This window comes from Bacillus sp. FSL R7-0672, from assembly GCF_038601465.1.
GTDB lineage: Bacteria > Bacillota > Bacilli > Bacillales > Bacillaceae > Bacillus > Bacillus pumilus.
The window spans coordinates 2,879,559-2,905,997 of record NZ_CP152010.1 but is presented as its reverse complement, the minus strand read 5'-3'; the positions used below and the strand labels follow the sequence as shown (position 1 = coordinate 2,905,997).

The following is a 26,439-nucleotide window of genomic DNA, read 5'->3' as shown; positions in this document are numbered from 1 at the left end:
TCTTGACGAAACCTTATGTCTATATCACAAGAAAGCTGGATGAAGCATCACTTACACCACTAAAAGAAGTCGCTCATATCGAGATGTGGCCAAGCGAAGATGAGCCGTGTCCACGAGAAGAATTAGAAAAACAAGCAGCGAAAGCGGATGCGCTTCTCACCATGCTGTCAGATCAAGTAGATGAAGCCCTTTTATCAAAGGCTCCACATGTTAAGGTGATCGCAAACCTTGCTGTGGGTTATGACAATATTGATCTTGAAGCCGCTAAAAAGCGCAACATCACCATTTGTCATACGCCTGATGTATTAACGGAATCTACGGCTGATTTAGCCTTTGCCCTTCTGATGGCATCAGCGAGACGGATTGTGGAGGCGAGTGATTGGATTAAGGAAGGAAATTGGACAGGCTGGGGCCCGCTTCTTCTTGCAGGAGCTGATGTTCATCACAAAACCCTTGGAATTGTCGGCATGGGCAGCATCGGAACAGCGCTTGCCAAGCGGGCAGCAGGTTTTGACATGAAAGTGCTGTACCATAACCGGTCAAGAAAGCCAGAGGCAGAAGCGCAGCTCGGCGTGACCTATGTGGCTTTTGAGGACTTGCTCACGCAGTCTGATTTCATTGTCTGCCTGACGCCGTTAACCCCAGAAACGAAAGACATGTTTAATGAAAAGGCATTTGATCTGATGAAGAACTCTGCTTATTTTATTAACGTATCAAGAGGACAGACTGTGGATGAGGATGCTTTATATGAGGCAGTCACGACAGGAAAAATTGCCGGTGCTGGTCTGGATGTATTTAGACAGGAGCCTGTCAGCCCATCTCATCCGTTAACAACATTACGTAACGTCACGGTTCTCCCTCATATTGGCAGTGCAAGTGTCGAAACGAGAAAAACGATGATGCGTTTATGTGCTGAAAATATTGCGCTTATCTTACAAGGTCAGCAAGCTAAAACGCCGGTTCGTTCATCATATCAGGCTCCCTGAGTTTCGGGAGCTTTTCTGACAAAAATATTTTGAAAATATAGAATCTTGATATAAATAGCTATTAAGCGGTTTCATTCTCACAATCTCATATTTTATTACCTTGTCAAAATGAGGATACCCCTTTATAATGTGTGTACATTGAATGTCTGTGTTAGGTTAACAAATGTCTTTTTAGAGAGGACATTGACAGAGAAAGGTGGAATTTCAGGTGAAGGCAATTCGAGTTGGGCTATTAGGATTAGGAACAGTGGGGAGCGGTGTCGTCAAGATTATCCAAGATCATCAGGATAAATTAATGCACCAGATCGGCTGTCCGGTATTAATACAAAAAGTGCTTGTGAGCAATCCCGATAAAAAGAGAGATGTGGATGTGGCAAGAGAGGTCTTCACAACTGAAGTATACGATGTGATTAGAGATCCAGAGATTGACGTCATTATTGAAGTGATGGGCGGCATTGAAGAGACAAAACAATATTTAATAGATGCGTTAAATGAGAAGAAGCATGTTATTACCGCCAATAAAGATTTAATGGCACTTTACGGAACTGAGCTTTTACATGTGGCGAAAGAAAATGGTTGTGATCTTTATTATGAAGCAAGTGTCGCCGGAGGAATACCGATTCTGCGTACGCTGGAGGAAGGATTAGCCTCTGACCGAATTACGAAGATGATGGGGATTGTGAACGGCACAACGAATTTTATTTTAACGAAAATGAACGTCAATAAAAGCGCATATGAAGATGTCTTAAAAGAAGCGCAGGATCTTGGCTTTGCAGAAGCAGACCCAACAGCTGATGTAGAAGGACTAGATGCAGCAAGGAAAATGGCGATTCTTGCAAGACTCGGATTTTCCATGAATGTGGAATTAGAGGATGTAAAGGTCAGGGGCATCTCTGACGTTTCTGATGAAGACATTAATTTCAGTAAACGATTTGGCTACACAATGAAGCTCATCGGAATTGCCCAGCGAGACGGAGAAAAAGTAGAAGTTAGTGTCCAGCCAACTTTACTCCCTGATCACCATCCGTTATCATCGGTCAACAATGAATTCAATGCGGTGTATGTCTATGGGAGTGCTGTAGGAGAAACGATGTTTTACGGACCTGGAGCTGGAAGTCTGCCAACGGCAACCGCTGTTGTATCAGACTTAGTCGCAGTCATGAAAAACATGCGTCTTGGCGTAAACGGAAGCGGATTTATCGCACCGCAGTTTGAGAAAAAGATCAAATCACCATCGGAAGTATTTGCTCAGCAATTTTTAAGAATTCATGTTAGAGATCAAGTCGGGGCATTCTCCCGTATTACATCTATTTTTTCTGAAAGAGGCATCAGCTTTGAAAAGATCCTTCAGCTTCCTGTGAAAGGGCATGATGAGCTGGCTGAAATTGTGATTATTACACACCAGACCTCAGAAGAAGATTTCTCAAATATCCTGCAAAAATTAAACGATCTCGACGTGGTGGTTCAAGTGAAGAGCACGTACCGAGTAGAAGGGAACGGTTTAAGCTGATGAAGTGGAATGGACTTATTGAAGAATTCCAAGAATTCTTACCAGTAAACGAATCAACACCAAAACTAACATTAAATGAAGGGAATACCCCGCTGATCCACCTCACCAAGCTTTCGGAAAAGCTAGGGATTGAGCTTCATGTGAAAACAGAAGGCGTCAACCCAACAGGCTCTTTCAAGGACCGCGGGATGGTCATGGCTGTTGCAAAGGCAAAAGAAGAAGGCAATGATACGGTCATGTGTGCTTCGACAGGGAATACCTCTGCAGCGGCAGCGGCTTATGCAGCCCGTGCTGATATGAAATGTATCGTCATCATTCCAGACGGAAAAATTGCCTTTGGCAAGCTTGCACAGGCTGTGATGTACGGAGCAGAGATCATTGCGATTGACGGTAACTTTGATGATGCACTGAAAATCGTCCGCAGCATCTGTGAAAAATCGCCGATTGCCCTTGTGAACTCTGTCAATCCGTACCGAATTGAAGGACAAAAAACGGCGGCATTTGAAATCTGTGAGCAGCTAGGCTCGGCTCCGGACGTACTGGCGATTCCTGTTGGAAATGCAGGGAATATCACCGCCTACTGGAAAGGTTTCAAGGAATACCATGAGAAAAAAGGAACTGGACTACCTGTCATGCGCGGCTTTGAAGCAGAAGGCGCAGCAGCGATCGTGCGAAATGAAGTGATTGAACAGCCAGAAACTGTGGCAACTGCCATCCGTATCGGAAATCCTGCAAGCTGGAAACAAGCTGTGGCGGCGGCAGATGAATCAAACGGAAAGATTGATGAAGTGACAGACGAAGAAATTCTTCATGCATATCAATTGATTGCACGTGAAGAAGGCGTGTTTGCAGAGCCAGGCTCATGTGCGTCTATCGCAGGTGTGCTAAAGCAGGTGAAATCCGGAGAAATCAAGCCAGGCAGTAAAGTTGTTGCGGTATTAACAGGCAACGGATTGAAAGATCCGAATACGGCCATTGATATTTCACAAATCAAGCCGGTCACACTTGATGCAGATGAAGACCAAATTCTTGAACACTTAGAAAAGGCCGCGCGCGTATGAGTAAAGCCTCCATGCTTTTTTCAATCACAGTACCGGGAAGCACTGCCAATTTAGGACCAGGCTTTGATTCAGTTGGAATGGCGCTCAGCCGCTATATAAAGCTATCGGTCTATGACCATGATAGCTGGCTGTTTGAAGCAGAATCAGATGTCGTGTCTGGGATTCCATCAGGCACCGACAACCTCATTTATCAAACAGCCAAAAAGGTCGCAGATCACTTTGGAAAAACACTCCCGCCTGTTTATGTCAAAGTGTGGAGTGATATTCCATTGGCACGGGGGCTGGGAAGCAGTGCTGCTGCAATTGTGGCAGCCATTGAGCTAGCCAATCAGCTTCTCGAATTAAATATGCCGGATGATCAAAAGCTCTTTTTTGCAAGTGAGGTAGAAGGCCATCCAGATAATGCGGGTGCCTCTTTATTCGGAGGTTTACTGATTGGTCTTCATGAAGAAGACAAGACACATGCTGTCAAAGTGCAGCATGTGGATATAGATGTTGTTGTCGTGATTCCTTTTTATGAAGTGCTGACAAAGGATGCCCGTAATGTCCTGCCAGAGGATTTTTCCTATAAACATGCCGTCAGTGCGAGTGCTGTGAGCAACGTGCTTGTTGCGGCATTAATGACGCAAAACTGGCCGCTTGTTGGAGAAATGATGAATAAGGATTTATTTCATCAGCCTTACCGCACAATGCTCGTCCCAGAGCTGTCGAAAGTAGAGCATGTCGCTTCGCTAAAAGGAGCGTATGGAACGGCATTAAGCGGTGCTGGTCCGACAATCTTAACCTTAGTTGAAAAAGGGAAGGGAGAAGCGCTGAAAAAGCAGCTTGCCCAAAACTTCCCGCATTGTGAAGTAGATTTGCTGACAGTACCAGTAGAAGGTGTTGTCGTGGAGCATGATCCTGTCAATCAAGTAAAGAACGTGCTGTAAAAATGCACGTTCCAGCGTGTAGGCAAACCCTCGCATTCGGTGTCAGTCCTGCGTGCTGGTGCTCACGAATGTCAAATTCGCTCCGCGCCAGTACTCGTCCTTCCTAGACTGCAAAGGTTTTCTATCACGCTGAAAAGAAGAAAAAGAGCTAAAATAAAGATCATTTTAGCCCTTTTTCAATAACCTGAGAACGTGCTGTAAAAATGCACGTTCTTTTTTTTATTCTTGTTTTTATAGGATAAAGCAGGGATTATTATTTAGAGGATCGAACTATTTTTTATGCATAAAAGGAGGAGATACATTCATGAAGAAATTGATGACAGCAGAAGATTTAACGAAGATTGTTTCTGTTTCTCATCCGGTTTATTCACCAGATGGAAAAAAGGCGGTTTTTACAAAGGTCATGGTGAATGACAAAAAGGACGATTACAACATCCATTTATGGGTTCGAGATGAAGAGACAGAGGAGCTGTCACAATGGACATTTGAGGATGGAAAGCATCATCAGCCAGTGTGGTCAAAAGACAGCAGGCAGCTTGCGTTTATTTTGCAAAAGCCAAAGGAAGCTCCTCAGCTTGCACTGATTCAGAGCGAGGGAGGCGGTGTGCGTACCTTAACGGCGATTCCATACGGAGTATCTCATCCTGTCTTTTCACCAAATGGAGCTTTCATTTATGCGGCTGTGTCACTGAAACAAACAGAGTCTATACATGATGAAAAAAAGGAAGAGCGAGATGATTTCGCTCCTGCGGTATATGATGATTTAACCTATAAAGCAGATGGCAGAGGTTTTTTAGATGGGCGTTTTACGCAGATCATTCAAGTGGATGCTCACTCAGGAGAGGTAGAGGCTGTCACAAGCGGGCAGCATCATCATGTGAATCACACGCTCTCTCCGTGCGGGAAAGGGCTTGCCTATATTCAATCAAATCCTCAGAAACCTTACATAAGTGACGTGTGCCTCCGATTATTAGAGGATGGTACGACAAAGAAAATCACACAATCATCAGGCGCTTATTCTACCATGACTTTTGCTCCTAATGGAGAAAGCCTCGTGTATATCGGACATGAGCGCGAATTTCAAAATGCTACTTTCCCAGCATTATGGCTGTATGATCTGAAGGAGGGAAATGTCGTTCAGTTGTCAGAAATGCTCGATATGTATGTGGGCAACTGTATGGCAGGGGATAGCGTTATGGGCGAAGCCAATCAGCTTCCGCAGTGGACAAAGGATAGCCAGGGATTTTATGCACTTGTTTCTGATCAAGGCAGTACAGGGATTTATTATTTCTCTGTTGAAGGCTTAGCCTATCCTGTTCGATTAGAGGCAGAACATATCACAAACTTCAGCCTTCATCCAGATGAATCCAAATTATTGCTTAGCCGACTGTCACCCGTTTCACCAAGTGAGCTGTATGAGCTGACATTAGGGGAGGCGGATCTAAAGCAAATCACGTTCGAGCATAATGAATTCTTCAAGGAGCATGTCCTATCGGTACCAGAGCCATTTTCGTTTCAGTCAAAAGAAGGCGACGAGGTGCATGGCTGGTTTATGAAGCCCTCCCAAATGGAAGAGGGGAAGACTTATCCGCTTATTTTAGAAATTCATGGCGGACCGCATGCCATGTATGGTTATACGTATTTTCATGAATTTCAAATGCTCGCCGCTGAAGGCTATGCCATCGTATATATCAATCCTCATGGCAGTCATGGATACGGACAAATGTTTACCGACCGTGTGAGAGGGAGCTATGGTGACGTTGATTATGAGGATGTCATGCTGGCTGTTGATCATGTGCTGAAAGCCTATGATTTCCTTGATGAGACAAGACTTGGAGTGACAGGCGGCAGCTATGGCGGTTTTATGACCAACTGGATTGTCGGACAGACCGACCGTTTTCACGCAGCCGTCACACAGCGGTCCATTTCAAACTGGATTAGCTTCTATGGCATCAGTGATATCGGTTATTACTTCACAAGATGGCAGATTGATGGGAATATTTATGATTCAGCCGATAAGCTATGGGACCGTTCGCCGCTCAAGTATGTGAAACAGGTGAACACGCCGCTTCTCATCCTGCACAGCGACGAAGACTATCGCTGCCCAGTTGATCAAGCAGAACAGCTTTTTGTGGCACTGAAGAAGCTTGGGAAAGACACAAGGCTCGTCAAATTCCCGAAGGCTTCTCATGATTTATCCAGAAGCGGACATCCGGGGCAGCGTATTCAAAGACTGACCTTTATAAAGGATTGGTTTAGAGAGAAGTTAAGCTAATAATGAAAAAAACGACCCAAATTCGGGTCGTTTTCATGTCATATATGAATTAGAAAACCTGTTCAACTTCTACAACGCCAGGCACTTCTTCTAATAATGCGCGCTCAATACCGGCTTTCAATGTAATGGTTGAACTTGGGCAGCTGCCGCATGCACCAAGAAGACGTAATTTCACAATGCCATCTTCAATGTCTACAAGCTCACAGTCTCCACCATCACGTAATAGAAATGGACGAAGTTTGTCCAGTACTTCCTGTACTTGGTCTTTCATTTCGACTTCAGTCATTGGATATAATCGCTCCTTTCACAACATATCACCATTATATTCATCTGGACGATAAAAATCTATTGATTGGTTTCAAAGTTTCCTTCTCATTATAGCACAAACTCATCTTGAAACAAAAAGTGATTTTGACTTTTTTCATACAGAAAATTCAGCTAAAATAAAGAAAGAATAGGGGGCTTGCCAAATGAATCAAACCGTCAATCTTTATGTATATGGAAGAGATGTACTTTGCGCTAGCTGCGTGAATCTGCCTTCTTCAAAAGATACATTTGAGTGGTTAGATGCAGCATTAAAACGAAAATATCCGAATCAGCCGTTTCGCATCACATATATTGATATTGAGCACCCACCAGAAAACGAACACCAAAAGGAATTGTCTGAACGAATTCTTGATGATGAATTCTTTTATCCGCTTGTCTTAGTAGAAGATCAAATTGTCGGAGAGGGCAATCCGAAATTAAAAGACATCTATCAAGAAATGGAGAAATACGGATACAAGAAGAGCAGTGAATAAACTGTTCTTTTTTTCAAAAATAAATCGAACAAACGTTCCTTTTTAGGTTGAAAAAGAACGTTTGTTCGATTATAATCAAATGAAAGGAGCGTGAGCATCATGAATTATTTACTGAAACAATCTCTTCATCAGCAAATACCAATTGAGATGATTTATATGAAGAAAAACGGAGAGTGCACGAAGCGTAAAATCATTGTCCACCGTCAAACGGACCAGCTCATTCAAGCGTATTGTTTATCAAAAAAGACGATGAGAACGTTTCGTAAAGACTGCATCCTTGCCCTTGCTCCGATCAAATTGATCCGTTCATCGGCACATGCCGTTTCATAGAAAAAAGCTCCCTCGTCATGAAGGAGCTTTGAGAAAAAAATCACATGATGTTAGCCATTGTGATGCTTGTACATCCAAAGGAGTCCGGATTTTAGAAGTCTTGGTACACGGCCAATAAGTGGACGATCTGCTACTAAGCCAAAGCCGGCTTTTTTCCCTAAAGAGCCTAAGACACCTTTTAGCTTAAACTGAGGATAAGCCTCAGGAAGCGGCTCGTTTTTCCAGCGTTTTTGCAGAGATTGGACAATTTGTTCTGCCTGCGCCTCGGCAAGCTGTGCACTTGGGGCATGCGGCAAGCTTGCGCAATCACCCACGACATAGACGTGCTCATTTCCAGGGAGATTGTGATGAGGTGTTAGTACGACGCGGCCTTGTGCGTCTTTTTCAACATCCATCTCTCGTATCACTTTGCTTGGCTGAATGCCTGCTGTCCATACGGTGACCTCTGCTTCAATGGCGTCATCATGGTTGTAAACAACACCTTCTTCAACCTTCGTAATATTGGCACAGTTAATGATCTTTACGTCATTTTCTTCAAACCACTTTTGCACATATAAACTTAATCTTTTTGGGAAGCTTGATAGAATCAGCTCTCCGCGGTCAAAAAGAATAATGTTTAAATCAGCACGGCTTTCTCTTAATTCACTGGCTAGCTCTACCCCGCTAAGTCCAGCACCGACGATACCAACCGTTGCACCTGCACCCAAATTGTTTAATTTGTTATACGTATGTCTTGACTGATCAATGGTTTGAATGCTGTATGTATGTTCTTTCGCACCAGGGACATTATGATACTTGTCCTCACAGCCGAGTCCAATCACCGTGTCGTCATAAGGAATGGGTTCACGGTCGCTGAATAAGATCTGTTTGTTTTCAATATCAATTTTTTCTACTTCCCCATATTGAATATCCAGCTTCGGATGCTCTGGAAAAGATACTCGGATGTGATGATCAGAGATCGTTCCAGCAGCGAGTGCATAATATTCTGTTTTTAAACAGTGGTAAGGATTTCGATCAATTAATGTGATAGTAACATCATCAGGTAATTGATTTGGCAATAAGCGGTGGAGAACCCGCATATTCCCGTAACCTCCGCCGATCAAGACTAAATTTTTCATGACGATTCTCCTTTTCCCCGTAGACATTGAAAAACACTTATACTAAAAAACTTTAAGTTAAAATACCAAATAAAATTATATCGAATTTACTGTGAAACCACAATAATTGTTTCAAAATAACCTACATATTCATTAGTTAGTCCTAAATAGTAAAACATTTTACGAGTAATAGGCGTAACGATACAGGTGAAGCTCATGTTTTGACTAATAGAAGGAATTTCGGTAGGATGGTAAAGCAATGTGAGGTGAAGCAAAGTGTTCCCACTGATCGAATTTTGTGTAAGTAATCTTGCGCAAGGGTCTCAAGAAGCAAAAGAGAAGCTTGATAAAGACCCAAACCTAGACGTTATGGAATACGGCTGTTTAAGCTACTGCGGCAAATGTATGGACTCCCCATTTGCACTCGTGAATGGAGAATTTGTTTCAGGAGAAAATGCAGAGCAGCTAGTCGAGCGTATTTATGCTTTTATAGAGGAAAATGAGATGTTTTAAATGCACCACATGGGTCATGAGGTGCATTTTTTTCATACTTTCAGTTTCCATTTTTAAGGAGAATCAATAGAAAGCGCATCCAATATGTTATGCTAATAAAATATCATCAAAATGAAGCATCACACGAGAGAAAATGAGGCATATGCATAATAAAAGCCCCTTGCCATGGCAGCAAAGAGCTTTTATGTATGAAAAACGGGGGATGATAAGATTGTCTCCTGAATCGACTCCTTTTATACTATAAAGAAACAACATTTTTGGAGGACGCTCATGACATCATTTCAATTCACGAAAATGCACGGACTAGGAAATAATTATATTTACGTCAATCAGATGAAGGAACAGCTTCCAGAAGAGCAGCTATCAGAGATAGCAATCCGCGTGTCTTCTGTTTATACAGGAATCGGTTCAGATGGTATGATCCTCATTTGTCCATCAGATATTGCACCTGTGAAAATGCGCATTTTCAATAATGATGGATCAGAGGGGAAAAACTGCGGCAACGGTCTGCGCTGCGTCGCAAAATATGTGTATGAGCATCAAATCGTAACAGACACAACGTTTCAGATTGAAACATTGTCAGGACTCGTTGAAGCGACCGTTCATGTGCAGGATGGTCACGTACATTTAGTGACAGTTGATATGGGAAAACCTCGTTTTGAAAAAGAAGAAATGCCGATGCTTGGTGAACCAGCCAGCACAACGATTAATGAACCGCTTGATTTTGGCACGACGACCTTAAATGGAACGGCTGTTTCAATGGGAAACCCGCACATCGTTTTTTATTTAGAGGACATTGAAAAGGCACCGCTTGATACAGTTGGGCCAATCATCGAAAAACATGACATGTTCCCAGAAGGCGTCAATGTAGAATTTGTAGAAGTGGTCAGTGAAACAGAACTGCATTTTCGCGTGTGGGAAAGAGGGTCTGGCATTACTCAAGCCTGCGGAACGGGAGCTTGTGCGGCGGCCGTATCCACGATTGTGAATGGACAGGCGAAAAAAGAAACGGACATGACGGTTCACTTAGCAGGCGGAGATCTCATCATTCGCTGGAAAGACAATGAGCATGTGCTCATGACAGGACCTGCTGAAACGATTTGTGACGGCACATTTTATTTGTAAACCATTTATTTGAGAAAAGGCACCATCACGTTTATAATTGAAAAGAAACATCCAGTCAAAAGGAGGGATGATCATGAGTACACCAGTAACCATTACAGAAGCTGCTGCACTGCAGATTAAAGATATGATGAAAGAACATGAAGAAGAAAATGCGTTCCTACGAGTGGGCGTAAAAGGCGGCGGCTGCAGCGGTCTTTCATACGGCATGGGATTTGACCATGAAGTTTCAGAGAAAGACACGCAGTTCGAACAGCAAGGCATTCAGGTCCTTGTCGACTCCGAAAGCCTTGATATCATGAACGGCACTATCATTGATTTCAAACAATCACTAATGGGCGGCGGTTTCACCATCGACAATCCGAACGCGATTGCTTCATGCGGATGCGGCTCTTCTTTTAGAACAGCGAAGAATACCGGTACGCCGGAAGAGTGTTAACAACTGATCATGGATTAAGATAAGCCTTCTTGTTCGTTTGTTTTTGTAAACAACACGATCGAGGAGGCTTTTTTATTGAGGAAAATCAACCATAAAAAAAGACACTCATTCAGTGTCTCTTTCTCATATAGCTTCTTCTATTTTCAACAGTTCTTTATCCAAGACATCCACCAGCTCTTGGGTGCTAAACATATAGATCACCACTTCTTTATTGCCATCTTCCACATGAACTTCAATCACAATTTTAATCTTTGCTTGTTTTTCATGGTACACCACTTCAAAAGTACCCACTTTTTTCGTTTCATTGTTTTTATTCATTTTTTGAACTTTAGAGAGTATCTGTTTGATTTCTTGATCACTCAAACCAGAATCTAAAATTGAAGTGGACACATGCTTTAAAAAAGGTTCTAGTTGATCAACATCCATATTCAATCCTGCTGCGAACTGAGCATAATGTTTATTGTAGTCTTTTGCAAACAGTTCAACTGAGCCACCAATCATCAGTAACAAGCTCAAACTGATTATTAAACGCTTAAACATCTTTCCACCTATCCTCCATTATATCTTCTTCATTTCCTATATCGGTTGATCAGATAAAACCTTCATTCTCTCTTCAACAATTTATAAATCGCTCAATTTTGTTACAGCTTGCTCTCACAACTGGCTATTTCCACCCGAAAAGAGTATCATGAGAACCAAACATAAACTGTAGGTAGAAAAGAGGTTGCTAAGGTTTGAGTGAACAAATCAATTGCAGGAACTGTCATGAACTGATTCCGTATCGTTCCAAAACGTGTCCAGCTTGCGGGATTGAGAAGCCGCTTCCGAAAAAGGAACGTGTGAAGGATCGGGTGATTTTGGTTGTGGCAGGGATTGTTGTGGTGCTGCTTGCTGCAATGGTACTTGGAATGGCGAATGCCTATATTGGGGTTTTTAAATAAACGAAAAAGGAGTTCCGCTTGTGGGAACTCCTTTTTTGATTTCGCTTATTTGTTTTCAAATAAGCTTGTGGAATGAAGAGGCTGTACACGGGCTTTCGGGTCCATGTAGGCTTTCGCATTATTGACAGCCGTTGGTGCTTCACCGAATCCGCTGGCAATCAATTTGACTTTTCCTTCATACGTACAGATGTCTCCTGCCGCATAGAAGCCTTCAATGTTTGTTTCCATTGTGGATTTCACGACGATCGAGTTCTTTTCGATTTCAAGACCCCATTGCTTAATTGGTCCAAGAGAGGAAACAAAACCGAAGTTGACGATCACGTCGTCCACATCAAGCACTTGTTTTTTGTCGCCTTTGACTTCTTCTAGCACAATCTGTTCAATGCGGTCTTCACCAATGAGCTCAGTTGGCACAAATGGTGTCACGACATTGACTTTCGAATTGTGCAGGTTTTCTACACTGTGCTCATGCGCACGGAATTTATCGCGGCGGTGAATAATGGAAACCTCTTTTGCGATAGGTTCAAGCATCAGTGCCCAGTCCACCGCAGAGTCTCCGCCGCCAAGAACAGCGACACGTCTGCCAGCAAATTGATTCAAATCATTAATGAAGTAATGCAGGTTGCTTCCTTCAAATGATTCTGCTGCATCTAATTCAAGCTTTCTCGGTTGGAATGCACCGTTACCAGCTGTGATGATGATCGTTTTAGAATAATGAATCTCTTGATTTGTCACAAGTTTAAAGATACCATCTGCCTGTTTTTCAACTGTTTCAACTGCTTGCTCTAAGCAAATGGTTTGATCAAATTTATCCATTTGTTCCTTTAAGTTATCAATTAATTCTTGTGCGCGGATTTTTGGAAAACCAGCCACATCATAAATGTATTTTTCAGGGTAAAGAGCGGATAATTGACCGCCGAGCTGAGGAAGGCTTTCAATGATTTTCACACTTGCCTGTCTCATGCCACCGTAAAACGCAGTAAACAATCCTACTGGGCCGCCCCCGATAACGGTAATGTCATATACCTTAGAATCTTCTTGCATTCCTCTAATCCTCCCAAATGAAAATTGTTATCACTATATCATATCATACCACACATCGTCGTTTGACTTGTTTTGAAAAACTTGTCGTTTTTTGATGCCGAAGCTTTGAAAAAGAGGGAAAAGTGAGAAAGACCGTTTATCATGAGGATTTTCAGTTTAAAGCCTTGAAAATTGGATCAGAACTCGCTATTATTGTTAAGGGAACTAAATATTAATTTTTTATGAATTTTTGTCGGATACGGTCAAATGCTTTCGTTTTATGTAGGTGAAAGTTCAGATTTTCACATACTTATTTTTTTGTTTAAATTTCATAAAATGCCGGAAAGCGGTTGAGAATAACGATATGTAATTCTTTATCCGTTTTACAGCAAATTTAAAAAAGGTGGATGTGATTCCAGTGAATAAACCGAAAATCGTTGTATTAGGTGCAGGTTATGGCGGATTAATGACTGTAACAAGATTAACAAAACAGCTTGGCACAAATGATGCGGACATTACTCTTGTGAACAAGCATAATTATCATTACGAAACAACATGGTTACATGAAGCAAGTGCAGGTACACTTCATCATGACCGCTGTCGTTATCAAATCAAAGATGTGATTAACAGTTCCCGTGTCAACTTTGTACAAGCAACAGTTGAAAGCATTAATAAGGAAGAGAAGAAAGTCGTGACATCAGATGGCGAACTTTCTTACGACTACCTTGTTGTTGCGCTTGGTGCTGTTCCTGAAACATTTGGTATTGCAGGACTGAAAGAATATGCATTCTCAATCTCTAACATCAACTCTGCTCGTCAGCTTCGTGAGCATATTGAGCTTCAATTTGCGACGTATAATACGGAAACTGAAAAACGTCCAGAGCGCTTGACAATCGTTGTCGGCGGTGCGGGCTTCACAGGTATTGAGTTCCTTGGTGAGCTTGGAAACCGTGTGCCTGAGCTTTGCAAAGAGTATGATATTGATCAAAAAGATGTGCGCATCATCTGTGTAGAAGCTGCACCAACAGCTCTTCCAGGATTCGATCCTGCATTGATCGACTATGCAATGAACTACCTTCAAGGTAAAGGTGTTGAGTTCAAAATTGGTACAGCGATCAAAGAATGTACGCCTGAAGGCATCATTGTTGGAAAAGACGATGATACTGAAGAAATCAAAGCTGAAACTGTTGTTTGGGCAGCTGGTGTACGCGGTAACCCAATCGTTGAAGAAGCTGGATTTGAAAACATGCGCGGCCGCGTAAAAGTATCTCCAGATCTTCGTGTACCAGAAAATGATGATGTATTCATCATCGGTGACTGTTCATTGATCATCAATGAAGAAATCAACCGTCCATACCCACCAACTGCACAAATCGCGATGCAGCAAGGTGAAACAGTAGCGAAAAACCTTGCCGCACTAGTGAAAGGTGGTTCTCTTGAAAGCTTTAAGCCAGACATCAAAGGAACAGTTGCTTCTCTTGGTGAACACGACGCTGTAGGTGTTGCGTTTGGTAAAAAACTTCAAGGAACAAAAGCTTCAGCAATGAAGAAAATCATCGACAACCGTTCTTTATTCATGGTTGGCGGACCAGGACTTGTTCTGAAAAAAGGAAAATTCAAGTTCTTCTAAACCATCATAGACAAAAACGTGTATCCTCGTGATACACGTTTTTTTTTGACATATTTTCTTACTTGGTTATCGGCAGTAAAGTATGGTATGATAAATTATCAGAAAATTTAGATTAAGGGAGTGAGCAATATGAATGCACATACAAAAGAAAAGAAGTCCACCTGTCAATATTGTTCGGGGAAAGGATATTTTCAGCTATTGCTCGGCGGATCTGAAACATGTGAGGAATGTAAAGGGACAGGAAAGAAGCTTTAATCCATCTGCTTTTTCCATTGATTGACTTCATCTCTATTTCCAAGTTAAACTAATGATGGGATATTTGGGGGTGGAGATGAAGTGATCAGTTTACCAGTCGTTATCATTTCAGTTATTTTATTTTTCGTGTTATTCTTCGGCATTGGCTTTTTGCTCAATATGCTGCTGAGAATGTCATGGATTATGGCTATTTTATATCCAATTGTATGCCTTTTCATTATCAATAATCAAAAGATGATCGCTTATGTCAGAGAACCGGGCACCGCTTTTTCAGGAATAGGAGACCGCATTGTCTCTCTCGCTGCGGCCGATATCATGATCTTGTTAAGTGGTCTGATTGGTGCAATTGCATCAGGTTTTGTCATCAATGCACTTCGAAAAAGAGGATATCAAATGTTTTAACTCACTTGTGGACATGCAAGTGGGTTTTTTTGTTTCTCCTTTGCATAGTTTCCATTTTGTTTGGAAACAAATAGATGGGTAGAGGAGTGACAAATAAAGATGAAAACATGGATGAAACGATTGTTCATGACAGCCCTTTTTATGCTTGCTCTTTTGACAAGCTTTACGGGCATATCTGGAGTTGAACCAAGTGATGTAGCTGCCTGGGTGAAAGAGACTGACCCTGGCAAGCAAGTATCTTCTTTTTTCCAACAGCAAAAAAGAGAAACGATGGCACTCAAAAGTGATGACTTGCGGGCTATTTCTCTCGAAGAAGCGTTTAATTGGAACGATTACCCGAAGCAAAAGGTTGTCGCCACAGGCTATACAGCAGGTGTGGAATCAACAGGTAAAACGAAGGAACACCATGCATATGGCATTACATATTCAGGCGTCAAAGTGAAACGTGATTTATATTCAACCGTGGCAGCAGATCCATCAGTCTTTCCGATTGGAACTGTTCTCTTTATCCCAAACTATGGCTACGGAGTGGTCGCAGATACGGGAAAAGCCATTAAAGGTCATAAGCTTGATTTATACTATGAAACCGTAGATGATGTGTATAGAGAATGGGGTAAAAAAGTGCTCGATGTGTATATCATCAAAAAGGGCGAAGGAACGTTAACGGAAAAAGACTTAAACCAGCTTAATGAAGCAAAATCAATGCAAGTATTCCGTCAGCAGTTTCAAGCCAATAAAGAATAAAAAAGCTTTGGACAAGTTTTAGGTCCAAAGCTTTTTCGCTTCTACATGAAGTAATAATCTAAGATGAGTGTCAGTAAGACCCCTGTCAAGCCGCCAAAGAAGACTTCAATCGGCTTATGACCAAGAAGCTCTTTCAATTTCTTTTGCTTTTCTTTTTCTTCCGCACTCGGGAAATTCTTTGCTTCAGAAACAAATCGGTTAAAATCTGTTACCAGCTTGTTCAGTACAGTCGCCTGTTCTCCTGCCTGTCTGCGTACACCTGTTGCATCGAACATGGTAATAATCGCAAAGATGGCTGAAATCGCAAAGATCGATGTATTTAGCCCGTGCTCTAAAGCCACTGCTGTTGAGAGTGCTGTTACGGCTGCGGAGTGTGAACTTGGCATTCCGCCTGTGCTTGTAATGAGCGACCAATCTAGTCGTCTAGAAATGATAAATTGAATCGGTACTTTTACAAATTGAGCAAAAAAGATGGCTGCAAGGCTGGCAAGCAGCGGAAAATTCGTCAGTACGCTCATGAACAAGAAACATCCTCTCTGTAAGAAAAAATATCGTGCAAAATGATGGACTGTGTACCCTAGTATGATGAAAAAATGATAGCAGATTCAAATGCTGCCAAGTCCATGTTCAATTATAACATTAAAGAAAGTAGATGTGGAACGGGGAGACGCGGACGGGCTGTACAAGTTTTCATCGCTTTTTCATGATGCCCTTCCGCGTGTGAAAATATAAATGTTCATCAAGTAAAGACAGACTGGCAATGATCGTATAGACCCGCAAATTTTGATATAATAGAAGTTCCAATGTGAAAAATGGAGTTCATTGAAGGAGCGTGTGATAAATATGTTTTTCTCGACAAATGAATGGCAACATAAAGATACACTGGCGATCGGACTTTTTCAAAAGAGCCAATTATCAGGAAAAGCAAAAGAAATGGATGAATTACTTGAAGGACGAATCACTGAATTATTAAAAGAAGGCGATATTTCATCTAAACGAAATCAGCTTTCGAAGTTTTTCCCATCCCCTGAAACAGGCATCAAACGCATTTATTTTGTCGGGCTTGGGAAGGAATCAGATTACACGTTTGAAGAGGCAAAAGAAGGATTTGCCCATCTATTTAAAAAGCTTCATCAAGATAAAAAGCAGGCGGTTTCTGTCTTGCTAGATACGTTTATTGGAAAGGATCTGCCTGCCCAAGATGCAGCCCATGCCCTTTCTGAAAGCTGCCTTTTAGCTACATATGAATTACAAGATTTTAAACATAAAACAAATGAACCGGATCGCTTTATCGAGTTTGTTTATGCAACGACGGATCATGATACAGCAGAAATTCAGGCAAGTCTGAAAGTGGGCGAGGTCTACGGACAGTCTGTCAATTCGGCTCGTACCCTTGTGAATATGCCGCCGAATATGCTCACATCCTCTGATCTGGCTTCGTACGCGGCAGAGCTTGCGTATAAATACGAATTTGAGATTGAAATTTTAGATAAAGAACAAATGGAAGAGCTCGGGATGGGCGGGATTCTAGCTGTCAATAGAGGCTCAACAGAACCACCAAAGCTCATCGTTCTGAAATATCAAGGCAAGGAAGAATGGACGGACGTGATTGGGCTTGTCGGTAAAGGCATCACATATGATACTGGTGGCTATTCGTTAAAGCCAAGAGCCAGTATGGTTGGGATGAAAACTGATATGGGCGGCTCAGCCTCTGTTTTAGGTGCTATGGAAATCATCGGTGAACTGCGCCCAGAGCAAAATGTCATTGCTGTCATTGCCTCAACCGATAATATGATCTCGGCTGACGCCATGAAGCCAGATGACGTCATTGTGTCGCTTAGCGGTAAAACAATCGAAGTACTGAATACGGATGCAGAGGGGCGTCTTGTTTTAGCAGATGGGGTGACATATGCGAAGCAGCATGGTGCCTCTGTCCTTGTAGACGTGGCGACATTAACAGGCGGAGTCATTGTGGCACTTGGAAATGAGACAACAGGCGTCATGACGAATAACGATGAACTGTATGCCCAGTTTAAAGAGGCATCAGAAGAATGCGGTGAAATGATTTGGCAGCTGCCAATCACTGAAAAAGATAAAAAACGCGTACGAAACAGCAAAATGGCGGATCTCAATAACTCACCAGGCCGTGATGGACATGCGATCATGGCAGGAGCATTCATTGGTGAGTTCGCTGAGGATACGCCTTGGGTTCACTTGGATATTGCAGGAACAGCAACAACAGAAAAGCCTTCATGCTTTGGGCCAACAGGGGCGACAGGTGTGATGGTAAGATCACTCGCAACGTTTGTGGAACGATTTGAAGGAAAGAAATAAAGGATGAGGCTCTGCCACATGGCGGGGCCTTTTTTATGTAGGACAAACGCCATTTGACGTAGTATTTTTTCTATGGTAACATACGTTGGTACTTTAATTATCTACTACATTAGTAAACTAAAGGATTTCGGGGGTTTCACCATGAATGCAGTTGTTCTAGCGGTTGTTTTAATGTTGATATTAAGCTTGCTGCGGGTCAATGTCGTGATTGCACTGGCACTTGGTGCTTTAGCTGGCGGACTTGCGGGTGGATTAGGCCTGGGAGGAACAGTGGAAGCCTTTACTGACGGGCTCGGAGGAAATGCGACAGTGGCGATTAGTTATGCGCTTTTAGGGGCATTTGCTGCGGCGCTGACAAAAACGGGTCTTCCAGATGCCATGGTTGAAGGAGCAGTGAAGCTTTTAGGAAAAGAAGGCGACTCAAGAAGAAAAACATTATCAAAAGTACTGATCATTCTTGTGATTTTGATCGTATCTTGTTTTTCACAAAACGTCGTTCCTGTTCACATTGCCTTTATTCCAGTCTTAATTCCGCCATTATTAAAAGTGTTTAACGAGCTTCAAATTGACCGTAGACTGCTAGCGTGTGTCATGACCTTCGGACTCACTGCACCATATATTTTACTTCCAGTCGGTTTTGGACAGATTTTCCACGGAATGCTCCGTGACAATATGAAGGATGCAGGTCTGGCTGTGAATTTAGCAGATATTCCATATGCCATGCTGATCCCTGTTGGGGGGATGGTGCTAGGATTGATCGTCTCCCTTTTCATGTATCGTAAGCCAAAAGTATATGAGAATCGCGATATTACAGATGTAGAGAAATCAGCTTATACGACAAAAAGTCTATTCTTTGCCGGTCTTGCCATTCTCGTGTCCTTGATTGTCCAGCTTTATCTGTCTCAAAGCCTTGGCGTGGAAGGAATGATCTTCGGTGCACTTGCAGGACTGCTTGTCTTGTTTGTAACCGGAATGATGAAACGCGATGAAGCAGATCAACTGATTACATCTGGAATGAACATGATGGCATTTATCGGTTTTGTCATGCTTGTTGCGGCTGGATTTGCCAACGTTTTAACCAAAACAGGAGACATTGAAACGCTTGTTAAAGCATCTTCTCAATTTATCGGCAACAGCCAAAGTCTCGCGGCCATTTTAATGCTGCTTGTGGGTCTGCTTGTGACAATGGGGATCGGATCATCATTTGCCACGATTCCGATTATTACGACCATCTTTGTTCCACTTTGTTTACACCTTGGATTTAGTCCAATGGCGACCATTGCCATTATTGGTTCAGCTGCGGCTGTTGGGGATGCAGGTTCACCTGCAAGTGACAGTACGCTTGGACCGACATCTGGATTGAACATGGATGGACAGCATCACCACATTTGGGGTACTTGTGTCCCGACTTTTATCTATTATAATATTCCGCTTGTTCTATTCGGCTGGCTTGCGGCGATTATCCTGTAAGATGAAAAGCTTGTAGAGAAAACGATGATGTTTTTTCTATAAGCTTTTTTGTTGTTCACAAGCGAAAAAATAATTAGGACTAAAGTATGAATTAAATGAATCTTTCTTCCTCTATTTTACGTATATATGCTGATAAAAACGAAAAGGGGAAGATGGGACATGTCATTTTTTAAAAAGCTAGCGGCAAGTGCAGGGATTGGTGCGGCAAAGGTAGATACCATTTTGGAGAAAAACGCTTATTATCCTGGACAAGAGGTAAGGGGAACTGTCCATGCAAAGGGCGGAAAAATCTCTCAGGCCATCCGCTATATTGATGTTAAGATTCAAACACAGTATGTGATTGTGCAAGATGATGAAGAGCGTCGAAAATATGTGGATATCATTTCTTTACGGGTGACGGATTCTTTTACCATCCAGCCTGGTGAAAAACACGAATTTCCGTTTTCATTTATTCTTCCGATTGATACCCCGATGACTATTGGAAAAGTAGAAATTGCCGTAGTGACAGACCTTGATATCCAAGGCGGAATTGATAAATCTGACTATGACCGTATTTTTGTGGAAGCACATCCTTGGGTGAAAAATGTACTGGAAGCAACTAGTTATCTAGGCTTCCACTTGAACGAAGCAGACTGTGAACAAGCGCCTTACTTCCAGCGTCGTCTGCCATTCGTTCAAGAATTTGAGTTTATTCCGACATCAGACGACTATCGTTATATGCTTGATGAGTTAGAGCTGATTTTTCTGATAGATGAAGGCGGATTAGACATTGTTTTCGAAGTCGACCGCAGAGCAAGAGGACTCAGAGGGTGGCTTGAGGAGATGTATCATGATGGAGAACAGCTTGTGCGCTACCGCTTCAGTCCATCAGATCTTGAAGATGTAGAAGTGCTTGTAGGGATGCTAGAAGGAATCATCAATCAATACGCTGAGTAATGATGAAAAAAGAGCCTAAATGAAGAGAGGCTCTTTTCTCTATGTTCAACTTGTAGATGATGTCTGCCTTTATGATGCGGCTTGTTGTTTTCGAAAGGACGTGGCTTTTGAAACAGAGCGATAAATTTTAGGTGCCAGCATCGCAAGCAATATCGTCAAAGCGTAGTCTTTCACCATAAACCAGATCATAAAGAACCACGTGGTTTGATAGGAAATGGGTGCATTCAGCCACACATTTAATGCGAGATACGTATAAGTCGTTCCGATCACATACATGACGGTCGTACCTGCAATAGCTGCAAGCAAAAAGCGGCCAAAGCCAGGATTTTTTCTTTTTTCTAAAATGAATCCAGCTAACCAAGCAGCAGGAATATACGATAAGACAAAACCACCGCTTTTACCTAAAATCACCCCAAAGCCTGCTGAGAACTGTGCGAATACAGGTGCGCCAGCAATTCCGACCAAGGCATATACAATCATAGCTAATGCACCAAGCCGTCTGCCGAGCAAAAGACCAGCAAGTACACAAAAAAACGGCTGCATCGTAAGTGGAATTCCGCCGACTTGCAAAAACGGCACAATGGATGTGATATTGGCTCCAATCGCCATGAGTGCAGCAAACATTCCGACTAACACAAAATCAGCGGTTCTTGTTTTCTGTTGCATGATGTTTCCCCCTGTCTTATCTGTACAAATAGATTAAGGGGAGGAGGACTATTTGTCAACCTGGTTTTATTGTTGGTTAACAATAAAACCCGCCCATCAAAAGGGCGGGTCTGTATTAAGCTTCTGTCATAGAAGACGCATCGATCGCTTGATGAACAGGTACATAATCATAGCCGAGATCACGAGCGACGGCTTCATATGTGATATGTCCGTTCATGACATTGACACCTTCTGCAATGGCTTTGTTTTCTTGAATGGCTTTTGCAGCGCCTTTATTAGCAATTTGCAGCGCATATGGAACGGTGACATTCGTTAAAGCAACAGTCGATGTCCGTGGAACTGCTCCAGGCATATTGGCGACAGCATAATGTAAAATACCGTGTTTTTCATAAGTAGGTTGATCATGTGTTGTGATATGATCTATGGTTTCGACAATGCCGCCTTGGTCAATGGCTACGTCTACGATGACGGAACCGGGCTTCATTTGCTTCACCATTTCTTCCGTCACAAGCGTTGGTGCTTTGGCACCTGGGATCAGTACCGCACAAATGAGAAGGTCTGCCTCACTGACTGAATCGGCGATGTTGACAGGGTTAGACATTAACGTTTTCATTTGATGACCAAATTGATCGTCCAGCTGACGTAAGCGTTCTGCGTTTACGTCAATAAGAGTGACATCTGCGCCAAGTCCAATCGCCATTTTCGCTGCGTTTGTTCCAACAACACCGCCGCCTATAATCGTGACCTTCCCTCTTGATACCCCTGGTACGCCTGCGAGCAAGATGCCTTTACCGCCTTTTGGCTTTTCTAAAAATTGTGCACCGATTTGGGCGGCCATTCTGCCTGCCACTTCAGACATAGGCGTTAAGAGAGGGAGTGATTTTTCGTCCGTTACAGTTTCATAAGCAATAGCTGTGACGCCTTTTTGTTTTAAAGCTTCAGCCAAGGAGGGCTCTGCAGCAAGATGCAGGTACGTAAATAAGATGAGTCCTTCTCTGAAAAATGAATATTCCTCAGGTAATGGTTCTTTTACCTTCATGATCATATCAGAAGATGCCCACACATCTTTCGCTTGATCAAGAATTTCTGCACCAACAGATACATAATCGTCATCAGTGAATCCGCTTCCAAAACCAGCGTTTGTTTCAATCAAAATCTGATGTCCAGCTGAAAGTAATTGAGAAGCTGCTCCTGGTGTTAATGCCACTCGGTTTTCATTGTTCTTAATCTCTTTCGGAATGCCGATGATCATGTTTATTCCTCCCATGCTTATCTATTCATATTGTATGTCTAGTGTATCCTGAATGTTTAAAAAATGCTTCGGTTGAAATAAAAAATAAAAAAACGCCTCTTTGTGAAATTTCACAAATGGACGTTTTTTAGCTTCATATCAAGGTATATGGTCATTTTCTCATTCATGTTTTTTAAATCGATTTCTGCAATGTCTGTAATGCGTTTTAATCTGTAATTCAATGTATTGATGTGGATGTTTAATTGCTTTGCCGCAATATTGGCATTGCTGTCACAGTCAATAAATCGTTCAAGGGTTTCGACTAGGTTGGAATGGTGCCTCAGGTCGTAATCTTCCAACTTTGATAATGAGTAACTGGAGTAAGATGAGCCCCTTCGTTTTTCAGCGAGGACATCTAAATATTGATAAATACCAAGTTCAGAAAAACTGTGTAAACGTTCGGTTTCAACAGGGAAGCGCTCTTTTGTTTTTAATACAGCGAGTGCTTCTTTATAGGATGGCTGAATATGAGAGATGTTATCGTAAATTCCACCAATCGCTGCTTGAACGTGATGGATATGATAACGGTCAGACAGCTGCTGCAGCATGCCGCTTGTGAATTGTTTAATATCCTGCAGCGGGTGCTCTGTTTTTGGTGAGACAAGAATAATGAATTCGTGAAAATCAACAGTCGTTAACAGCACTTGGACTTGCTGCGTTGTTTCAAGCAGATAAGATAGCTTTTTTTCTGTGTCCTCTGTGAGTTCGTCACGAAGGCGGAAGATGATGATGGCATACGTGTCTGGACATCTGATGCCGAGTCTTAAAAATAGGTCGAGCATCTCATCCTTTTCATGAATATGACCTGTGAGCATCTTCCAAAAAAGCTCCTGATTGCGTACTTCTGTTTTCGTTTTACGAATTTGTAAGTTAAGTAATTTGTTTTTAACAGCATGTGCTGCCATCTTCAGAAGGTCCATGTCTTCTTCTGAAAAAGGCTGCGTGGATTCAATCGCCCAGATAAATCCGAGTACTTCATTGTCCTTCCAGATTGAAATGGCAACCCTGCTAGATAAACCCACCTCTGCAATTTGAGGGACACGAAGCGGTTCGTCTGTTTTAAGGAGTGTAGGAATGATGCCGTCCTTCCAAAGCCGATTAATGACCTTTTCCGGTACGCGGCGGGAGATAATGGTTGAAGTTCTGGCGGGATCAGTAAAATCATTATGTGTGCTATAAGCCAACAATCGATGATGCGTATCTTCTATAGTAATAGGGCAATTGAGCACATCACTAATTTGGTCTGCCACATCCTCTAAACGATCAAGACTATACTTAAATGGATCCGTCTTTTTTGTCATAAAAACCCCTGCTTTTTCGAATATTTCACGTACTTACATTATGAAGAGAAAGAGGTACGTAAATCAATAACAAAATGCCATAAATTTAAAAAAGAGATCGCTATGAGAAGCGAGCGCATCGATGCTGAAAGAAGGCGAAAAAGAAATAGTACAATAATAACGTAGTAATAAATCAATAGGTGGAAAGATTCAGTGAAGTGTGTCTACACTTATTAAGAATATATGACCAAAAAAATGTTAAATACTAGATAAAAAGCGAAAATACAGTAATTCTATAGACTCATTTTGTAAAATAAAAACAGATTTGTTTGACTGTGTATCATTTCTGTTTTTATAATAATAACGTCAAAAAATAAGTGGATTAGCCCATTATATGGCGGCTATGCACGGGAGGTAATGAGGAATATGTCAGGAATTATTCGTGTAACCCCAGAAGAACTAAGAGCGACCGCTAAGCAATATGGTGTTGAAAGTCAAGAAGTGTTAAACCAAGTTGATCGTCTAAATAGAATGATCTCAGATTTAAAAGGAATGTGGGAAGGTGCTTCTAGTGAAGCATTTGCTGATCAATACGAGCAGTTAAAGCCTTCATTCATCAAAATGTCTGATCTATTAACAGATGTCAGCAATCAGCTTGATCAAACGGCAAATACACTTGAAAGCACTGACCAAGACATCGCCAGCCAAATCCGCGGCTAATCAAAGGGATTTCCTTTCTAAGTGTGAAAAGCAGAAAAAGCGCCGAGTCTGTCAATGGATGCCGGCGCTCTTTCTATTTTGTGAGGTGGAAATTTGTGTATATCGATATTACCATCGACTTAAAAAATTATGATGGCAGTGTGTTTGATTTGAGACTATCAAATTATTTACATATTAAACAAGTCATCCATATCGCCTGGCAGGCAAAACAAATCTCACTTCCTAAGCGAGAAGGCGGCTGGGTGCGAGTAGTCAATAAGAAAGCTGTGTTTTCAGGCGAATATAAGCTGTCAGACTGTGGAATCACCACAGGAGACAGGCTGGAAATACTATGAAAGGACTTTTGTAAATGGCAGATAAAAAGAGTTCCTATTTAGAAGAACAATTAGAAGCAGTGATGAAAAAAGAGGGCGTAACCTACAGCTTCATTTTTCAAAGAGAGACCATTAAACTCTTAGACGGTTTAGAAGCGGCACCAATCAAAGACATCAATCCTTCATTCAAAAAAGAGATTCAATTAACTGAAGATGAGGTCATTATTTCTATTCAACCGCCTCCTGCCTATCAGGAATTTCGTTTCATCCATGCGAAGGATGAAAAAAGCAAATGGATTTTTTCATACCAGCTTGTCGATGCAGTGTGCAAACACGACGTGAAGCGGCTGCATCCTATTGTTTCTCCTGAAAACATTGTTTTTCATCAAGGCTTAGCTCCTGCACTTTTGCATTACGGCGTCAAAGAAAGCATCCCGCCATATGAAACGGATGAGCATCGTCTGTTAAAAGAGGTCAAAGCCGTCATTCTTCGAGTGGTGGACCATGAATATCAGTTTCAAGAATATGTTGCTTACAGCGAGACGCTGAAATTATCTGAACTGGCAAAAGAGATCAGCGAAACGCAGTCTCTGGAAGAATTGTCTGCCCTGATTCAGCAAAAGATCGAAACGATTGAAACGAAAGAGAAAACGCTATTGACCATTCCGAAAAAGAAATGGAAGGTCGAACGATATGTCGGACTAGGTCTGCTTGTCCTATTAATCCCTGCATTGGTGTACACCATTTACACCTTCTTTTTTGCGATGCCGAAACAAGAAGCGTATGTCGAGGCAAACAAATATTATCTCAACAAACAGTACAGCCAAGTGGTGGATACGTTAGAAAAATATTCAGCCAATCAAATGCCGGTCTCTCTTCAATATGAACTGGCCATTTCGTATGTACAAACAAATCAAGGCAATCTGTTACTCGATCAGCATAAAAAAGAAATCACAGATACATACACATTACAGACTGATCCGCAATATTTCCTTTTCTGGATTCATATCGGACAAGGCAATAGCAAGGAAGCACTTGATATTGCACGTGTACTTGGAGACGACCGGTACATATTTACGGCACTCGTCGCCTACCGCAATGACATTCAAAACGATGACAGTCTTTCTGCTGAAGAAAAACAAAAACAGCTAGATCCGATCATTAAGGAAATGGCGAAATATGAAGAAAAAGAAACAACGGAGACAAGCACCAATGACTCCTCGGGCGCAAGCCAAACAGATGAAACAGCTGAACAAAAAGAGCAGTCAAAAGCCGATCAAGAGAAAAAAGAGAAAGAATCTGAAGCGAAAAAGAAAACCTCTCAGACGAAAAAAGATGAGAAAAAATAATTCTTTCGATACAACTGACAGT

General features: G+C 42.0%; 28 protein-coding genes and 1 pseudogene. 21 read left to right on the top strand and 8 right to left on the bottom strand.

The genetic code is table 11. The annotated features are described in order from the left end of the window. Positions 1 to 2: 2 nt before the first annotated feature. The 5 genes from MKY18_RS14840 to MKY18_RS14820 all read left to right on the top strand — a co-directional run bounded on the left by MKY18_RS14840 (position 3) and on the right by MKY18_RS14820 (position 6,761). Positions 3 to 986, top strand: a complete 984-nt coding sequence (locus MKY18_RS14840; RefSeq protein WP_106067661.1) for a D-glycerate dehydrogenase — start codon at positions 3 to 5, stop codon at positions 984 to 986. Between the two features lie 208 nt (positions 987 to 1,194). After that, complete coding sequence (locus MKY18_RS14835; RefSeq protein ID WP_044140849.1) at positions 1,195 to 2,496, top strand: homoserine dehydrogenase; 1,302 nt, start codon at positions 1,195 to 1,197, stop codon at positions 2,494 to 2,496. Next, entirely contained in the window at positions 2,496 to 3,557 is a 1,062-nt protein-coding gene (gene thrC, locus MKY18_RS14830) for a threonine synthase (protein ID WP_065099094.1), read from the top strand. The genes MKY18_RS14835 and thrC overlap by 1 nt, the downstream gene beginning before the upstream one ends. After that, entirely contained in the window at positions 3,554 to 4,486 is a 933-nt protein-coding gene (thrB, locus tag MKY18_RS14825) for a homoserine kinase (RefSeq protein WP_342497557.1), read from the top strand. Before thrC ends, thrB begins: the two co-directional genes overlap by 4 nt. A gap of 304 nt (positions 4,487 to 4,790) precedes the next feature. Continuing rightward, a complete protein-coding gene (locus tag MKY18_RS14820; RefSeq protein WP_342497556.1) occupies positions 4,791 to 6,761 on the top strand; it encodes a S9 family peptidase in 1,971 nt (656 codons plus the stop codon). A 49-nt stretch (positions 6,762 to 6,810) separates the two neighbouring features. On the opposite strand, the pseudogene MKY18_RS14815 reads toward MKY18_RS14820, so the two are convergent. Then, positions 6,811 to 7,110 (bottom strand): annotated as a pseudogene (locus MKY18_RS14815) (NifU family protein). A 121-nt stretch (positions 7,111 to 7,231) separates the two neighbouring features. On the opposite strand from MKY18_RS14815, the gene MKY18_RS14810 reads away from it, so the two are divergent. Continuing rightward, a complete protein-coding gene (locus MKY18_RS14810) occupies positions 7,232 to 7,561 on the top strand; it encodes a YuzD family protein (protein WP_185106875.1) in 330 nt (109 codons plus the stop codon). A gap of 99 nt (positions 7,562 to 7,660) precedes the next feature. Further along, positions 7,661 to 7,891 (top strand): hypothetical protein, encoded by a 231-nt coding sequence (locus MKY18_RS14805; protein WP_065099091.1) that lies wholly within the window; start codon positions 7,661 to 7,663, stop codon positions 7,889 to 7,891. A gap of 50 nt (positions 7,892 to 7,941) precedes the next feature. Here the strand turns inward: MKY18_RS14805 and MKY18_RS14800 are convergent, their stop codons facing one another. After that, positions 7,942 to 9,009 (bottom strand): NAD(P)/FAD-dependent oxidoreductase, encoded by a 1,068-nt coding sequence (locus tag MKY18_RS14800; protein WP_065099090.1) that lies wholly within the window; start codon positions 9,007 to 9,009, stop codon positions 7,942 to 7,944. Between the two features lie 255 nt (positions 9,010 to 9,264). Between MKY18_RS14800 and MKY18_RS14795 the strand changes: the two genes are divergently transcribed. The 3 genes from MKY18_RS14795 to erpA all read left to right on the top strand — a co-directional run bounded on the left by MKY18_RS14795 (position 9,265) and on the right by erpA (position 11,062). After that, positions 9,265 to 9,501, top strand: coding sequence for a YuzB family protein (locus MKY18_RS14795; RefSeq protein ID WP_003213414.1), 237 nt, complete (start codon positions 9,265 to 9,267; stop codon positions 9,499 to 9,501). A 270-nt stretch (positions 9,502 to 9,771) separates the two neighbouring features. Next, on the top strand, positions 9,772 to 10,626 hold the full coding sequence (gene dapF, locus MKY18_RS14790; RefSeq protein ID WP_044140842.1) for a diaminopimelate epimerase: 855 nt from the start codon (positions 9,772 to 9,774) through the stop codon (positions 10,624 to 10,626). A 73-nt stretch (positions 10,627 to 10,699) separates the two neighbouring features. Beyond that, positions 10,700 to 11,062 (top strand): iron-sulfur cluster insertion protein ErpA, encoded by a 363-nt coding sequence (gene erpA / locus MKY18_RS14785; protein WP_003212931.1) that lies wholly within the window; start codon positions 10,700 to 10,702, stop codon positions 11,060 to 11,062. Positions 11,063 to 11,185: 123 nt separating this feature from the next. On the opposite strand, the gene MKY18_RS14780 is transcribed toward erpA, so the two are convergent. Beyond that, positions 11,186 to 11,602, bottom strand: coding sequence for a hypothetical protein (locus MKY18_RS14780; RefSeq protein WP_065099088.1), 417 nt, complete (start codon positions 11,600 to 11,602; stop codon positions 11,186 to 11,188). 194 nt (positions 11,603 to 11,796) lie between these two features. Here MKY18_RS14780 and MKY18_RS14775 point away from each other — a divergent pair, with 194 nt between their 5' ends. Further along, entirely contained in the window at positions 11,797 to 12,003 is a 207-nt protein-coding gene (locus MKY18_RS14775; RefSeq protein ID WP_012011136.1) for a hypothetical protein, read from the top strand. Positions 12,004 to 12,048: 45 nt separating this feature from the next. On the opposite strand, the gene yumC is transcribed toward MKY18_RS14775, so the two are convergent. After that, a complete protein-coding gene (yumC, locus tag MKY18_RS14770) occupies positions 12,049 to 13,047 on the bottom strand; it encodes a ferredoxin--NADP reductase 2 (RefSeq protein WP_065099087.1) in 999 nt (332 codons plus the stop codon). A 391-nt stretch (positions 13,048 to 13,438) separates the two neighbouring features. Between yumC and MKY18_RS14765 the strand changes: the two genes are divergently transcribed. The 4 genes from MKY18_RS14765 to MKY18_RS14750 all read left to right on the top strand — a co-directional run bounded on the left by MKY18_RS14765 (position 13,439) and on the right by MKY18_RS14750 (position 16,057). Further along, on the top strand, positions 13,439 to 14,656 hold the full coding sequence (locus MKY18_RS14765; protein ID WP_189318741.1) for an NAD(P)/FAD-dependent oxidoreductase: 1,218 nt from the start codon (positions 13,439 to 13,441) through the stop codon (positions 14,654 to 14,656). 129 nt (positions 14,657 to 14,785) lie between these two features. Then, positions 14,786 to 14,911, top strand: coding sequence for a YuiA family protein (locus MKY18_RS14760; protein WP_157957789.1), 126 nt, complete (start codon positions 14,786 to 14,788; stop codon positions 14,909 to 14,911). 81 nt (positions 14,912 to 14,992) lie between these two features. Continuing rightward, a complete protein-coding gene (locus tag MKY18_RS14755) occupies positions 14,993 to 15,313 on the top strand; it encodes a YuiB family protein (protein WP_044140838.1) in 321 nt (106 codons plus the stop codon). Between the two features lie 99 nt (positions 15,314 to 15,412). Next, a complete protein-coding gene (locus MKY18_RS14750; RefSeq protein WP_003212854.1) occupies positions 15,413 to 16,057 on the top strand; it encodes a 3D domain-containing protein in 645 nt (214 codons plus the stop codon). 41 nt (positions 16,058 to 16,098) lie between these two features. Here MKY18_RS14750 and MKY18_RS14745 read toward each other — a convergent pair whose 3' ends face one another. Beyond that, positions 16,099 to 16,575, bottom strand: a complete 477-nt coding sequence (locus MKY18_RS14745) for a divergent PAP2 family protein (protein ID WP_044140837.1) — start codon at positions 16,573 to 16,575, stop codon at positions 16,099 to 16,101. A 325-nt stretch (positions 16,576 to 16,900) separates the two neighbouring features. On the opposite strand from MKY18_RS14745, the gene MKY18_RS14740 reads away from it, so the two are divergent. The 3 genes from MKY18_RS14740 to MKY18_RS14730 all read left to right on the top strand — a co-directional run bounded on the left by MKY18_RS14740 (position 16,901) and on the right by MKY18_RS14730 (position 20,797). Further along, complete coding sequence (locus tag MKY18_RS14740) at positions 16,901 to 18,391, top strand: leucyl aminopeptidase (protein WP_065099085.1); 1,491 nt, start codon at positions 16,901 to 16,903, stop codon at positions 18,389 to 18,391. 141 nt (positions 18,392 to 18,532) lie between these two features. Beyond that, a complete protein-coding gene (locus MKY18_RS14735) occupies positions 18,533 to 19,861 on the top strand; it encodes a Na+/H+ antiporter family protein (protein WP_044140834.1) in 1,329 nt (442 codons plus the stop codon). A 159-nt stretch (positions 19,862 to 20,020) separates the two neighbouring features. After that, positions 20,021 to 20,797 carry a sporulation protein gene (locus tag MKY18_RS14730; protein WP_065099084.1) on the top strand — a complete coding sequence of 259 codons (777 nt, stop codon included), beginning with the start codon at positions 20,021 to 20,023 and terminating at the stop codon, positions 20,795 to 20,797. A 69-nt stretch (positions 20,798 to 20,866) separates the two neighbouring features. Here MKY18_RS14730 and MKY18_RS14725 read toward each other — a convergent pair whose 3' ends face one another. The 3 genes from MKY18_RS14725 to MKY18_RS14715 form a co-directional block, all read right to left on the bottom strand. Beyond that, positions 20,867 to 21,463 carry a biotin transporter BioY gene (locus MKY18_RS14725; protein WP_003212636.1) on the bottom strand — a complete coding sequence of 199 codons (597 nt, stop codon included), beginning with the start codon at positions 21,461 to 21,463 and terminating at the stop codon, positions 20,867 to 20,869. A 115-nt stretch (positions 21,464 to 21,578) separates the two neighbouring features. Next, positions 21,579 to 22,715: an alanine dehydrogenase gene (gene ald / locus MKY18_RS14720; RefSeq protein WP_065099083.1), complete on the bottom strand. Its 1,137-nt coding sequence runs from the start codon at positions 22,713 to 22,715 to the stop codon at positions 21,579 to 21,581. A gap of 110 nt (positions 22,716 to 22,825) precedes the next feature. Further along, entirely contained in the window at positions 22,826 to 24,055 is a 1,230-nt protein-coding gene (locus MKY18_RS14715) for a PucR family transcriptional regulator (protein ID WP_106067663.1), read from the bottom strand. Between the two features lie 405 nt (positions 24,056 to 24,460). Between MKY18_RS14715 and MKY18_RS14710 the strand changes: the two genes are divergently transcribed. The 3 genes from MKY18_RS14710 to essB all read left to right on the top strand — a co-directional run bounded on the left by MKY18_RS14710 (position 24,461) and on the right by essB (position 26,417). Next, on the top strand, positions 24,461 to 24,754 hold the full coding sequence (locus MKY18_RS14710; protein ID WP_003213769.1) for a WXG100 family type VII secretion target: 294 nt from the start codon (positions 24,461 to 24,463) through the stop codon (positions 24,752 to 24,754). Positions 24,755 to 24,849: 95 nt separating this feature from the next. Continuing rightward, on the top strand, positions 24,850 to 25,089 hold the full coding sequence (locus tag MKY18_RS14705; protein ID WP_003213579.1) for an EsaB/YukD family protein: 240 nt from the start codon (positions 24,850 to 24,852) through the stop codon (positions 25,087 to 25,089). 14 nt (positions 25,090 to 25,103) lie between these two features. Then, the gene (gene essB / locus MKY18_RS14700; protein ID WP_283923943.1) at positions 25,104 to 26,417 is read left to right on the top strand and encodes a type VII secretion protein EssB; all 1,314 of its coding nucleotides are present in this window, start codon (positions 25,104 to 25,106) and stop codon (positions 26,415 to 26,417) included. The last annotated feature ends 22 nt before the right edge of the window (positions 26,418 to 26,439 follow it).

What these genes read in the sequence shown, in the direction of transcription:
- MKY18_RS14810 (WP_185106875.1), top strand. Translation starts at nt 7,232, where the DNA reads ATGAATCAAACCGTCAATCTTTATGTATATGGAAGAGATGTACTTTGC.
- MKY18_RS14800 (WP_065099090.1), bottom strand. Translation starts at nt 9,009, where the DNA reads ATGAAAAATTTAGTCTTGATCGGCGGAGGTTACGGGAATATGCGGGTT.
- MKY18_RS14725 (WP_003212636.1), bottom strand. Translation starts at nt 21,463, where the DNA reads ATGCAACAGAAAACAAGAACCGCTGATTTTGTGTTAGTCGGAATGTTT.
- MKY18_RS14820 (WP_342497556.1), top strand. Translation starts at nt 4,791, where the DNA reads ATGAAGAAATTGATGACAGCAGAAGATTTAACGAAGATTGTTTCTGTT.
- ald (WP_065099083.1), bottom strand. Translation starts at nt 22,715, where the DNA reads ATGATCATCGGCATTCCGAAAGAGATTAAGAACAATGAAAACCGAGTG.
- erpA (WP_003212931.1), top strand. Translation starts at nt 10,700, where the DNA reads ATGAGTACACCAGTAACCATTACAGAAGCTGCTGCACTGCAGATTAAA.
- MKY18_RS14740 (WP_065099085.1), top strand. Translation starts at nt 16,901, where the DNA reads ATGTTTTTCTCGACAAATGAATGGCAACATAAAGATACACTGGCGATC.
- yumC (WP_065099087.1), bottom strand. Translation starts at nt 13,047, where the DNA reads ATGCAAGAAGATTCTAAGGTATATGACATTACCGTTATCGGGGGCGGC.
- thrC (WP_065099094.1), top strand. Translation starts at nt 2,496, where the DNA reads ATGAAGTGGAATGGACTTATTGAAGAATTCCAAGAATTCTTACCAGTA.
- essB (WP_283923943.1), top strand. Translation starts at nt 25,104, where the DNA reads ATGGCAGATAAAAAGAGTTCCTATTTAGAAGAACAATTAGAAGCAGTG.
- MKY18_RS14750 (WP_003212854.1), top strand. Translation starts at nt 15,413, where the DNA reads ATGAAAACATGGATGAAACGATTGTTCATGACAGCCCTTTTTATGCTT.
- MKY18_RS14805 (WP_065099091.1), top strand. Translation starts at nt 7,661, where the DNA reads ATGAATTATTTACTGAAACAATCTCTTCATCAGCAAATACCAATTGAG.
- MKY18_RS14760 (WP_157957789.1), top strand. Translation starts at nt 14,786, where the DNA reads ATGAATGCACATACAAAAGAAAAGAAGTCCACCTGTCAATATTGTTCG.
- MKY18_RS14715 (WP_106067663.1), bottom strand. Translation starts at nt 24,055, where the DNA reads ATGACAAAAAAGACGGATCCATTTAAGTATAGTCTTGATCGTTTAGAG.
- MKY18_RS14780 (WP_065099088.1), bottom strand. Translation starts at nt 11,602, where the DNA reads ATGTTTAAGCGTTTAATAATCAGTTTGAGCTTGTTACTGATGATTGGT.
- MKY18_RS14735 (WP_044140834.1), top strand. Translation starts at nt 18,533, where the DNA reads ATGAATGCAGTTGTTCTAGCGGTTGTTTTAATGTTGATATTAAGCTTG.
- thrB (WP_342497557.1), top strand. Translation starts at nt 3,554, where the DNA reads ATGAGTAAAGCCTCCATGCTTTTTTCAATCACAGTACCGGGAAGCACT.
- MKY18_RS14730 (WP_065099084.1), top strand. Translation starts at nt 20,021, where the DNA reads ATGTCATTTTTTAAAAAGCTAGCGGCAAGTGCAGGGATTGGTGCGGCA.
- MKY18_RS14745 (WP_044140837.1), bottom strand. Translation starts at nt 16,575, where the DNA reads ATGAGCGTACTGACGAATTTTCCGCTGCTTGCCAGCCTTGCAGCCATC.
- MKY18_RS14710 (WP_003213769.1), top strand. Translation starts at nt 24,461, where the DNA reads ATGTCAGGAATTATTCGTGTAACCCCAGAAGAACTAAGAGCGACCGCT.
- dapF (WP_044140842.1), top strand. Translation starts at nt 9,772, where the DNA reads ATGACATCATTTCAATTCACGAAAATGCACGGACTAGGAAATAATTAT.